Consider the following 12,529-nt stretch of genomic DNA (forward strand, 5'->3'; position numbering starts at 1 on the left):
TGCCCGGACCCCGGTCACACATCCTTTAAATTGCTGTCGCGCCCCATCACATCGTCGAACAATTCGTCGGCGGCTTCGGCAAGCAGGAAATCCTGCGCTTCGCCCCCGACCGTCTCCCTGCCGATTTCCAGCATGACCGGTACGGCCAGCGGCGAAATGCGGTCGAGCGGACGGTGCGTGATGTGGCCCTTGATTCGCGACAGCATATCGCCAAGCCGCTCGATTTCCAAAAGCCCCGTCGAGGCGTCGTTGCGGGTCGCCTCAAGCAGGATGTGATCGGGCTCATGGCTGCGCAGGACGTCGTAGATGAGATCGGACGAGACGGTCACCTGCCGGCCGCTCTTTTCCTTGCCCGGATGCCGCAGATTGATCAGTCCGGCGATGATGGCGCAGTTTCGGAAGGTGCGCTTAAGCAGGAAGCTTTCGTTCAGCCAGGCCTCCAGATCGTCGCCAAGCATATCCTCGTCGAACAGGTCGGCAAGCGTCGGCCGCCCCCTGACAAAGGCCGCGCCCAGATCCTCCAGTCCCCAGACGGCCAGGGAGTAATCGGTTGCGACGAAGCCGAGCGGCTTTAGCCCGGCGCGATCGAGCCGCCGGGTCAGCAGCATGCCGAGCGTCTGGTGGGCAAGCCGTCCCTCGAAAGCATAGATCACCATGTAGTGCCGGCTGCCGCGCGGAAAGGTCTCGATCAGGAGTTCGTCTTCCTTCGGCAGCATGGAAAGATCCTGCTGCAGCGAGAGCCAGTCGCGCACCTGCTCCGGCAGGCTGGCGTGCCGGGCAGGATCGGCCAACATCTTGCGCACCTGCTGGGCCAGATAGGTGGACAGCGGAAACTTGCCCCCGGCATAGGATGGAACCTTCGGGTCCAGCATATAACCTTGGGACACGAGGCATTCGTTCTCACGGATCCCCTCGAAGCGCAGCACCTTGCCGGAAAACAGGAAAGTATCACCCTGCGACAGCATTTCGAGGAAGGACTCCTCCACCTTGCCGAGCGCCATGCCGCCACGGCCGATCGTGCCGCGGGCATTGTGCCTGACCATGCGCACATTCAGCATCGGCGATTCGATGATCGTGCCGACGTTGAGGCGATATTGCTGGGCGATCATCGGATTGGACACCCGCCACAAGCCTTCACCGGTCCTGCGGATCTTGGCATAACGCTCATAGCTGCGCAGCGCATAGCCGCCGGTCGCCACGAAATCAACGATGCGCTCGAAGGTCTCCCAGCTGAGATCCGCATAGGGCGAGGCACTGGTGATTTCGGCATAGAGTTCGAGCGGATCGAAGGGCGCGGCGCAGGCCATGCCAAGCACATGCTGGGCAAGCACGTCGAGCGCCCCGCGGCCGACCGGCGGCGTATCCTGCGCTCCGATATAATTGGCATCGAGGGCGGCCTGGCATTCCATGACCTCGAAACGGTTGGCGGGGACGAGAATGGCCCGGCTTGGCTCGTCCATGCGGTGATTGGCGCGGCCGATGCGCTGGGCAAGACGCGAGGCGCCCTTCGGCGCGCCGACATGGATGACCATGTCGACGTCGCCCCAGTCTATGCCGAGATCGAGCGTCGAGGTCGCGACGACGGCGCGCAGCCTGTTCTCTGCCATGGCGGCCTCGACCTTGCGTCGCTGGCCCACATCGAGCGAGCCGTGATGCAGCGCGATCGGCAGATTGTCGTCATTGATCGTCCAGAGATCCTGAAACACCCGTTCAGCCTGGCTGCGGGTGTTGACAAAAAGCAGCGTCGTTTTCGTCCGGCCTATGGCGCGGTAGATATCGCCGATCGCATAGGCTGCCGAGTGGCCGGCCCAGGGCACACGCTCTTGCGTAGAGAGGATGGAGATGTCCGGTCGCGCGCCGCCGCTGACGGTAATCAGCCCAGCATGGTTGTCCTCGCCATCTCGTTGCGGAGCCAGCCAGCGCTGCAGGTCCATCGGGTCGGCGACGGTGGCGGACAGGCCGATGCTCTGAAGGGATGGCGCAAGGCGCCTCAACCGGGACAGACCGAGAGCCAGCATGTGGCCGCGCTTGGACGTGACGAGCGAATGCAATTCGTCCAGCACGACATATTTCACGTCCTTGAAGAAGCGCTCCGCCTCGCCATTGGAAAGAAGCAGGGCGAGCTGCTCCGGCGTGGTCAGGAGAATGTCGGGCGGGTTCAGCTTCTGGCGCTGGCGCTTTCCGGCGGGCGTATCGCCGGTGCGGTTTTCGATGCGGATCGGCAGGCCCATCTCCCCCACCGGCTTCATCAGGTTGCGTTCGATATCCACCGCAAGCGCCTTCAGCGGTGAGATATAGAGCGTGTGGATGCCTGTAAAGGGCGAGCCCGGCGGGATCTTACCCCGCTTTGCCAGGGACACCAGCGAAGGAAGGAACCCGGCCAGCGTCTTGCCCGCACCTGTCGGTGCGATTAGCAGCATGCTGTCGCCACCCTGTACTCTCGACAGCAGTTCAAGCTGATGCGCGCGCGGCTGCCAGCCCTTTTCCGCGAACCAGCGCAGGAAGGGAGCGGGAAGGAAAAGAGCACTTTCGGCTCGGGCGGTGGCGTCAATCTGGTTCACGCGAACAAATGTAGATCAAACCGCGCAGATTTGAAGAGCAACTGTTGGTAAAGCGCAGTATCGCCGTTCATGCCGGAAATCTTGACGTCCTTGGGAACCCTCTGTGCGCCTCGTGCATTGATTTGCTTGATCGGAAACTGAACTGATCATCAGAAGGACAAGGACATGCCCTTATCGACGCCGATAGAAGCCGTGATTCCGCCGGACGAGCATATCCTGACGGTGCAGGAGGCCCTGGAGCCGTTATACCAGAAACTTGAGGAAGAAGCGGAGCATAAACTCATAGAGGCCGCCGTCGATGCAGGCTGGTCCCCCCATGAGGCAATAAGCGCGATTGATCAGTTGAAAAAACACGATGTTGAAGAGTAATTCTCCCCGTCTGCACGGCAGACAGTAGCCGCACAGAACTTTATGCGGCTACCCCTAGCTGTGAGACAAAAATCCGGCCTACACTACGATGAAATCGGCTGCAACGAGTGCGGGTTTGCCTGTGAGCAGGGCAAATTGCGTCGCCCCGCCGGCAGCACTGCCATTGGCATCGTAGTAGAGAGCGCCGGTCGTCGTGTTGTAGACGATGTAATCGTTGGCGTCCGCCGCAGTGCCCGTGGCATTCGCCCTGAACATCGAGGCCGAAAGCGCGCCTGCCGAAAGTGCCGAGAAGATCGTGTTCTCCAGCGCAATGACATCCTCATTTGCGGTTTCGCTGGAGAAATCGATCCTGTCCACATTCTTGTCCGCACTGATGGCGGTGCCAAGCGTGGTGTTGAACAGAAACGTATCATTTCCAGCGCCGCCGACCAGTATATCACTGCCGCGCCCGCCATTCAGAACATTCGAACCGGTGTTGCCGATCAAGGTCTGGTCGAAGGCGTTGCCGGTCAGGTTCAGCGCGGTTGTGCCGGTTCCAACGGAAAGACGCACCACTTCGATCTCCTGACCCGAGGTCAGCGCAAAGTTGGCCGTCGCAACCACCGTGTCCTTGCCGGCACCCAGCGACTCGAATACCTTGTCGCCGGCGCTGGCCACCCAATATAAATCGTCGCCGCCCCCGCCATACAGGGCATCGCTACCGGCGCCACCATCGAGAATATTGTTGCCGGAATTTCCAAGTAGCGTGTTTGCAAACGCGTTGCCCGTCAGATTGAGCGCCGCGCTGCCGGTGGCGACTGCCAGGCGCAGGACCTCGATCTCCTGACCGGCCGCAAGCGCGTAGCTCAGCGTTGCAACGACCGTGTCGCTCCCGCCGCCGGCCGCCTCGAACACCGTATCGCCGGCTTCGGTTACACGGTAGACATCGTTTCCTCCCATACCGCGCATGATATCGTTGCCGGCGCCGCCATCCAGCGCATTTGCACCATTGTTGCCGATCAGCTCGTTTGCCAGCGCATTTCCTGTGAGATTGAGAGACTGGTTTCCGGTCCCGGCTGCGAGGCGAAGAATTTCGATCTCCTGTCCCGCCTCCAGCGTGTAGTCGAAATATGCAACGACAGTGTCGGTGCCCCTGCCTGATGCTTCCAGAACCCTCGCGGCGGTGTCGGTCACGAGATAGGTATCGTCCCCCAGAAAACCGTCTAGGATATCCGCGCCGCCATTGCCTTCGATCAGATCATCGACTCTCGAGCCGGTGATGGTTTCGGCATCCGCATCGCCAATAATGCGGACTTGATCAAGCGGCTCGCTGAACTTGCTCATGCTAAGCGTGGAAAGGTTCAGGGTTATGGTTGACCCCATGGTGATTTCGAGTTGGTCCGTGACGTCGGGAAGGGACGTCCCTTCAATTGTGGCGGCGATCGCAATGCCGGTACTGCTGAACTGTGCGGCGTTGAGTTGAACCAAACCTTTCTGGCCCATCCCCGGATCGGTGAAGACCAGTCTTTCCATCGACAAGATGGTGTCGTCCCGCAGGTCGAACTCGAAGGCATCGCCTTCGAAACGCAGCGTGTCGTCGCCGTTACCCCCGTCATACAGTATGCCGGATGCCGATTGCGCCCTGGAAATGATGAATGTGTCGCGGCCCTCGTCACCGTAGAGCTTGTCCTGACCGCCGCCGCCGTCGATCGTGTCATCGCCAGCGCTGCCACGAAGTTCATTGGCGCCCAAAGTGCCGATGATCCTGTCGTTATAGTTGGTCCCGATCAGGTTCTCAAACCCGGTCATCACCTCGACAAGACCGGTCGATAGGTTGGTGGCCGTTCCGGGACCGAGCCTAAAGACTGCGTCGGCGATTGTGGCTCCAGACCAATTAATCGTATCGATACCAGCACCGCCGTCATGCACATCGGTATCGATCCCGGAAGTCACGACCAGTGTGTCGTTTCCATTGCCACCATAATATTTGAACCCACTGCCGGCTTCGGTAATGGTGTCATTGCCATCCCAGCCATTGATAACCTGCGCGCCACCCTTACGGATGATGATGTCATCGCCGATCGTTCCGGTAATGTATTTTGCAGTCGTCGCGGCTTCCGTACCATCGAATGCATCTCGAACATCGAGAATCGACATGGCAATTTCGCCGCCGCTGAGTTTATAGCCCACGGCCAGGCGACCATCTGCAAGCAGTGTGGCGGTGGGTGTTCCTACTTCGGTCCCGCTCGCTATCGTCAATTGTGAGCCAATCAAGGCCCCGGTAGATGAATATCGTATCGCCTTGATCATGTCGTGGCGGCCGTCGGTGTAGAGGACGACAAATCCGCCATCGCGCAGTGCCACGACGGCGGGATCGACCAAATAGTCGTTATCGCGTTCGCCGATGGCAATGAGGCCGCCCGACAATGTGCCATCGGCTTTGAAGCTCTGCACGAGGATGTCTGTGTCCGTGTCTATATTCTGCCAGGCCACGACGAAACCACCGCCGGCCAGACCCGTCACACTGGGGTTCAGATCATCTCCATGCCCGGTCGTGGAACCTATCAGGGTGACCGCTCCTACACCGTTCCCGGTCGAGTCCAGAACCTTCATGAAAAGCTTGTTGTCGTTATTATCGTTTTCACTGGCGACGACAATGTAGTTGCCATTTTTCAAGACTGTCGCGGTTGACCAGTCGACAGTTTTGGAGCCAAATATGGAGAAGGCGGCGCCTGTGAATGCGTTTGCAGTGCTGTCGTATATCCGTGCCGACGGTGATCCTCCGCCCCACATTACAAGCGCGGAAGTCGCCGAACCCACAACGACAGCCGTGTCATATCCCCATGAATCTTCCACCCAAGGCAAATCCTCGGCGACCAGATCGATACGATCGCCGTTCGGCGCCGTATCGAACAGCCTGAAAAGTATGCCGGTCATCGTCCACTCTACGCTCAACGAAAGAAATCCACCGCCCGGCAGCGCATCGACAGTGAGGTTGCCGACACTGAATTCACTGCCAACGAGATTGCCAAACGGATCGAAGATCTGAGCATTGCCGTTCCAGGCAACAAGAAGATTGCCGTCGTCCAGCTGAGTGATGACTGGCGCGTCTATGTAGCCGCTTTTTGCAGTGTCGATAATCAGTTCATCGAGCCAGATGGCAGGCGTTGCGGGCATGGTGTTCCTCCACTTTAAAATTTGCTTATACTAAAATTTAACGCAAAGCGCTGCCAACTTATCATGGATACACAGCTTGAAATTGCATCCTGCATCAATCCGTTATGTAGAGCAAGTGGTGGAGACTGAGGTGACAGGCCGGTCTCATAAACAAAGGGGGCCGGAAATTCCGGCCCCCTTCTTGCAGCATCAATGTTTTTCCTGAAGTGTTTAAACGATCAGGAAGTCCGATGCGGTCAGCGAAGGCTGTCCATCCAGCGTGGCGAAGTGTGTCGATCCGCCGGCGCCGTTGCCGTTGCTGTCATAGGAAAGCTTACCCGTCGTCGTGTTATAGACGATGTAATCGTTCGCATCCGTTGCGGTGCCCGTGGCATTGGCCTTGAACATCGAGGCCGCCAGTGCACCGGCCGGAAGCAGTGTGAAGATCGTGTTCTTCAGCGCAATGACGTCGCTGTTGCCCACGGCATTACCGAAACCGATGATGGTATCGACATTGTTCACAGCACTCAAAGTCGTGTTGAAGTAGAAGGTGTCGTTGCCGCCGGCGCCGATCAACGAGTCGTTGCCATTGCCGCCGTTCAACGTATTGGCGCCGGAATTGCCAAGCAATTGCTGCCCGATATTGTTGCCGGTCAGATTGAAGGCCGTATTGCCCGTCGAGCCGGCAAGGCGCAGAACCTCGACGTACTGATTGACGGAGAGACTATAGGACGTGGTCGAGACGACCGTGTCCGTACCGTTCCCGGTAGCCTCGAGAATGAGGTCGCCGGCTTCTGAAACGACATAGGTATCGTCGCCGTTGCCGCCGGACATCGTGTCGTTGCCGGCGCCGCCGGTCAGCAGGTTAATGCCTGAGTTGCCGGTCAGTTCGTTGTTGAACTGGTTGCCCTTGAGGTTGAGCGCTGCGGTTCCGGTCGATGCGGCCAGACGCAGAGACTCGATTTCCTGACCGGACGCGAGTTCGAAGCTCACCGTGGACACGATCGTGTCGCTGCCGCCCCCGACCGATTCGAAAACCGTGTCGCCGAGATCGGTCACGACATAGGTGTCGTTGCCACCGCCGCCGCGCAAGATATCGTTGCCGCCGGCACCTTTGATCGTGTTGCTGCCGGCATTGCCGATCAGCTCATTGCCAAACTCGTTGCCGGTGACGTTGAGCGCCAATGTCCCGGTGCTGATTGCAAGCTGCAGGATCTCGATTTCCTGGCCGCCGGCAAGCGTATAGCTGGTTGTGGAAACAACCCTGTCATTGCCGCCGCCGATCGCTTCGATCACCTTGTCGTTGAAGACATCCACACCGAAGATGTCGTTGCCGCCGCCGCCCGTGAGGCTATCGACGCCGGCACTGCCGGAAAGAACGTTGTCAGCGCCGTCGCCGACGATCGTGTCGTCCAGCTGCGTGCCGATGACTTTCTCAACGCCGGAAATGGCTGCGGGTCCGCCGAAGCTCGGCGACAGATCCCAGGTGCCTGTCAGCATGTTGATACTGGCGCCGCCATCGGATGTGATATTGCTCAAATCGAGCAGATCGCTGCCGCTGCCGCCATCGACCGCGTCGATGAAACGGTCCTCGAGCATGATGAACAGGTCGTCGCCGCCGCCGCCGCTCAAGGTCTGGGTTCCGAAGGTCGTCGTGATCGTGTCGTTAAGCTGCGTACCGATGACCACATCGATGCCGGAAATGAGCGCCGGTCCGCCGTAGCTTGGCGACAGATCCCAGATGCCGGTATCGAGATTGATACTGCCACCACCATTCGTTGTGATGTCGCTGAGATCGAGCGTATTGATGCCGCTGCCGCCGTTCACTTCGTCGATAAAACGGCCTTCCAGGAAGAAGAACGTGTCATTACCGCCGCCGCCATTCAGCGTCTGCGTGCCGAAACCCGTGGTCAGGGAATCGCCGAGCTCCGTGCCGATGATGATTTCGACGCTGTTGATGGATGCGGGTCCGCCAAAGCTTGGGGAAAGGTCCCAGGTGCCGGCGCCGAGATCGATGACGGCTGCGCCGCCGCTGCTGGTAATATTGCTGAGGTCGAGCGTGTCGACGTCGCCGCCGCCGTTGACTTCGTCGATAAATTCACCTTCGCGCACGGCGATGGTATCGTTGCCCCCGCCGCCATTGACGGTGTCGGTCGAGAAGCCGCCGAAGATCAGGTCATCTCCTCCCGAGCCGAAGATCAGGTCGCTGCCTGATCCGCCGTCGAGCGTGTCGCCCACGCCGGAGGCACTCGGATCTGCAGCCGAAGCGGCGTAGATCGTGTCGTTGCCGCCATTGCCGAAAATGGTATCGCCGTCGAAGCCCCCCTCAATCAGATCGCCCGCTTCGCCGGCACTGATGAAATCAGTGCCGCTACCGCCACTGATCGTATCGCCTATGAAATCCTGCAATTGCGCCAGCGTACCGCCTGCAAACCCGACGAGAACACCACCTGGTGCGTTGGCGGTATCCCCGCCACTTGTACCTGTGAAAACTGTCATGTTAAGCCCTCCGAAGACAGTTAGAATCTACATTTTCTATTGAACTCAATTCCTGTAACAACTCCAAGACATAACGTCCGCATCACTGAAACTGAGATAAGGTCGCGCCTCCACGCAGCAACTAAATGGTCGCCGTTTCAAACAGGAAGGACACGTGATTTCGGTATTACGCTATGTTCGTCGGTATTTGGATTTCGGGCAAGACTCCTTGCCCGTGAATATTTCTGCACTGCGATATCCGAGATGGTTCAAAAGCCAGATTTGAAATTTGAACCCACGGCAACTTTCGAAAATATGTCTTATATCAAATGACTTTAATACAGCAATCGGAGAAGGTCAAATATCTATCTTCTTCGAATCGGGCAGAAAATTGTTAAAAAGCGCGGCCCATCGCGGAAAACGGCTGTGGTGAAAATCATAGTCGCGGACCACAAGCTCTCGCGCCGCAACGCCGACCGACCGGTAATTGTCATGGTGTGCCAGAACGTCGGCAACCTGTTCGGCGAGGTCTTCAGGCTTGAAATAGTCGATCAGAAACCCGGTTGAACCATGCGTGATAACTTCGCGCACGGGCGCGACATTGGTGGCGACCACCGTTTTCTGCAAAGCCATCGCTTCCAGCAGCGACCATGACAACACGAAAGGCGCGGTCAGATAGATGTGGCAGTTTGCCAGGCGGATGAGCGCCATCAGATCCCGGTAGGGTATCTGTCCGAGAAAATGAACCTTCGACCAATCCACGCGGTCTCCAAGTTCGGCAACCAGACGCGCGCGGAATGTTTGCCCCGCAGGCAGCTTGGAGCCGTAGGAAACGCCGTCACCCCCGATGATCGCCACGCGCGCATTGGGACGCAATGATTGCAGGCGCGGCAAGGCGCGCATCATCACGTGAAAACCCCGGGCGGGTTCGAGATTGCGGGCGATATAGGTGACAATCTCCTCGCCCCGGGCGAATGTCGTGTCGCCGATCTCGATTTTCGTATCACTGTGATGATCGGGGATGAGACGGTCCGTTCTTATGCCGTCGTGAATGACGTTCAGCTTGCCCTGCAGCGAAGGCGGATGCGTGTCTTTCTGCCATTGTGTCGGGCTGATGCCCGCTATGCAACGCTCATAGGTGAGGTAGGTGGGGGCATTGTTGGCAAAAAGCCGCGGCGCCATGTCCGGCGGTTCGCGGAATTCGGGGTCGTAGCCGACCAGCCCGCCTTCGGCTATGAAGTAATACTCGAAATAGCCGATAATCGGAACGTTCGGCCAGATGTCCTGGATGAAGATAAGCTCACCCCAATTCGCATGGCCGGTCACGATGTCAGGGACGAAGCCATTATCCTTCAGCAATTTGCAGGCTCGTGCTGCGCCGACGGCGTTTCCGAGCGCTGTTTCATACCAGGTGGAGTATTTCCATGCGGTTGCCGCGGGTATATGCGAGGATTTATAGACACCGACGAAATGATCCTCAGGCGCTGTCACGTCGCGCCGCTGGGTCAGGAAGGAAACCTTGTTTCCTCCGGAACGAATAAGCCGTGGAACGATCTCCCTGTACTGCCCAGGGTAATTTTGGTGAACGACCAGTATATTTGCCACGAACGCCTCAAAATCACGGTCTTGAATATCTTTATAGTGTATATTGATCGACTGAGTTGGCGTCACATCGCAACGCATGTGCACGATGATCCGACAGCCCGCGAGATTCAAGCGGCATTTTCAGGCTTATTCAGTGGACACGACGATTCACGCATGCCCTCCGGCAAGCATCGATCCCGGTCGGGGATCACAGCGCGATATAGCGGTCGGCGCGGTGGTTGATGGTGAGGAAGAGATTGAGCACGACGGCGCCGAGAACCGAGTAGAAGACCACTGGCGGCGTGGTGACGAAGAAGGCGACGGCCAGGACGCAGAGATCGATGCCAAGCTGGACGAGACCGGCGCGAATGCCGAAACGCTCCTGAAGATAGATGCCGAGAATGCCGACGCCGCCGAGGCTGGCCCGATGCCGGTAGAGCGCCAGCAGACCATAGCCAAGCAGCACGCCGCCGAGGAGCGCCGCCCAGGCCGGGTGGATACTGGCGATCTGGAAGACATGGCCCTGCAGATTTGTCAGCAGCGACGTGATGCCGATGGCGATGAAGGTCTTCAGGGTAAAGGCCATGCCCAGGCGTTTCCACGAGAGATAGAAGAACGGCAGGTTGAGCAGGAAAAATGCGAGGCCGAAATTGATGCCGAACGCGTAATGCAAAAGGAAGGCCACGCCGGCCGTACTGCCCGTGAGCAACCCGGCGCTGGCCAGCACATAAAGCCCAAGCGCAGAGACGAGGCTGCCTGAGAATACCCCCTGCACGTCCTCGACAGGCGTGTGGCGGGCTGCGTTGGTGTTCCAGAGGCCAAGCGTATGGATCAGGCTCATGTTGGGATCTCCAAAAGGCAGCAAGGCGCCGCGCCGAAGATGGTTCGACACCGACGAGGGGAGTGAAAGAGGCATTTCAAGGATATGCGCATCAGCCGGAAACCATGGTGCAGCGCATCAATCATCGCGATTCAAAAGGCTTGAATCAAGCAAAATATGTAAGCATTGCTGACCTATTCGATCTTCGCAAGAAAAGATCGTTCAGACGGGTTTCATCGCAAGGAAGAGAATGCCTTGGACCGGTTTTCCGCCATCATTGCGAATGATCGTGGCCCTTGCTTCGAGAACCGTCAGGCCGAACCGGTTGCAGAGGCTTTCGACATAGGCTTTCGAATGCGCATAGCGCAAGGAGGGACGGAGGATGAATTCGCCAGCTTCGCCCGCATCTTCCACCGAAAAAGCGAAAAGCCCGCCGCCTGACAACAGGTGTTCGGCAATGGCAAAAACGGCGTCGAGACTGCCCAGATACATGAGCACATCGGCTGAGCTGACAAGGTCGGCGCGGTGGCTCTTGCTGTCGTTGCCGTCAAACAGGCCGCAGCTTTCGGGAGGCAGCGACAGGTCCGCTTCGGCAAGCCGATCGTAGATGCCCTTGTCTCTGGCTTTGGACAACATGTTCGCCGAGAGATCGAACCCTTCGAGCCTGTCTGTTCGTGCGCGTATGCGCTCGCCGAACAGACCCGTGCCGCAGCCGAGATCGACAGCGCAGGAAAAGCGCTTTTCGCCCCTGTGCGCAACGACGAGTTCGCTAAGCTTTTCCGGAACGGTGTAATCCAGCTTCTCGACCAGCGCCCGGTCGAACCGGTCGGCATAATCGTCGAACAATTGCGCGACATACAGGCTGGAAGGACCAGCCGGCGTTTCCATGGCCCCAAGGACGGCCAGCTTCAGGCCGGCGCCGAACATGTCGCCCGGGTTCAATGCAAGAACTTTTCGCAGGGCCTCGACCGCCGCCTCTTTGCGGCCCGATTTCTCCTCATAGTCCGAAAGCCGAAACCAGCCGGCGGCCCAGTCGGGGGCAAGCTCCAATGCCTGCGCCATCAGATCTGCAGCGCCTGCATGGTCGCCGCCATCGGCGAGCATATGCGCATATTCGGCGCGGCGGTCGGCAATCAGGCTGCCGGAGGAGAGCTGGTTGAGGTTCATCGCGTCGGCGCCTCTTGGTGCTGTTGGCCGTTTCTCGCGTGCAGGCATTGAAATGGCAAGGGGCGATTTGGCGGCAGGCATCGGCGGGTCACCGCTTGCAGCAGGCCTCGAGTGGCTTTATGTGAGGCAAAACAGGAGTGATGCGGCCATGGCCGATGGAGTGAACAGATTTTTGGGCGATACGCCCGGCCGGGTGATCGTCAAGCTTTTGGTGGTGTCGGTCATCGTCGGCTTCGTCATGGCGGTATTCGGCTGGACGCCCTATGGCGTGATCGACACCATCAGGGACTTTGTGCTGGATCTCTGGCATTCGGGATTCGCGGCGCTTGGCCGTGTCGGAGACTATCTGCTGCTGGGTGCTGCGATCGTCGTGCCGGCCTTCATCCTCCTGCGCATCTTCAGCTACCGGCGCTAG

Annotated in this window: 8 protein-coding genes; 2 read left to right on the plus strand and 6 right to left on the minus strand. The window is 58.7% G+C overall.

Annotated features, from left to right (window positions below; genetic code table 11):
- Nucleotides 1-14: 14 nt before the first annotated feature.
- Complete coding sequence (locus PY308_RS03920) at nt 15-2,561, minus strand: ligase-associated DNA damage response DEXH box helicase (protein ID WP_275788382.1); 2,547 nt, start codon at nt 2,559-2,561, stop codon at nt 15-17.
- A gap of 165 nt (nt 2,562-2,726) precedes the next feature.
- On the opposite strand from PY308_RS03920, the gene PY308_RS03925 reads away from it, so the two are divergent.
- Nucleotides 2,727-2,930, plus strand: a complete 204-nt coding sequence (locus PY308_RS03925) for a hypothetical protein (RefSeq protein WP_275788385.1) — start codon at nt 2,727-2,729, stop codon at nt 2,928-2,930.
- 78 nt (nt 2,931-3,008) lie between these two features.
- On the opposite strand, the gene PY308_RS03930 is transcribed toward PY308_RS03925, so the two are convergent.
- From PY308_RS03930 to PY308_RS03950, 5 genes are all read right to left on the minus strand, one after another.
- Nucleotides 3,009-6,086, minus strand: coding sequence for a beta strand repeat-containing protein (locus tag PY308_RS03930; protein ID WP_275788387.1), 3,078 nt, complete (start codon nt 6,084-6,086; stop codon nt 3,009-3,011).
- 210 nt (nt 6,087-6,296) lie between these two features.
- Nucleotides 6,297-8,564 (minus strand): beta strand repeat-containing protein, encoded by a 2,268-nt coding sequence (locus PY308_RS03935; RefSeq protein ID WP_275788390.1) that lies wholly within the window; start codon nt 8,562-8,564, stop codon nt 6,297-6,299.
- A 336-nt stretch (nt 8,565-8,900) separates the two neighbouring features.
- Nucleotides 8,901-10,148, minus strand: a complete 1,248-nt coding sequence (locus PY308_RS03940; RefSeq protein WP_275788394.1) for a glycosyltransferase — start codon at nt 10,146-10,148, stop codon at nt 8,901-8,903.
- Between the two features lie 187 nt (nt 10,149-10,335).
- Entirely contained in the window at nt 10,336-10,968 is a 633-nt protein-coding gene (locus PY308_RS03945; RefSeq protein WP_275788397.1) for a YitT family protein, read from the minus strand.
- Nucleotides 10,969-11,169: 201 nt separating this feature from the next.
- Entirely contained in the window at nt 11,170-12,114 is a 945-nt protein-coding gene (locus PY308_RS03950) for a class I SAM-dependent DNA methyltransferase (RefSeq protein WP_275788400.1), read from the minus strand.
- 148 nt (nt 12,115-12,262) lie between these two features.
- Here PY308_RS03950 and PY308_RS03955 point away from each other — a divergent pair, with 148 nt between their 5' ends.
- Nucleotides 12,263-12,529, plus strand: a complete 267-nt coding sequence (locus PY308_RS03955; RefSeq protein ID WP_275791009.1) for a DUF6460 domain-containing protein — start codon at nt 12,263-12,265, stop codon at nt 12,527-12,529.

Origin of the sequence: Pararhizobium gei (assembly GCF_029223885.1) — a bacterium.
Taxonomy (GTDB): Bacteria; Pseudomonadota; Alphaproteobacteria; order Rhizobiales; family Rhizobiaceae; genus Pararhizobium; species Pararhizobium gei.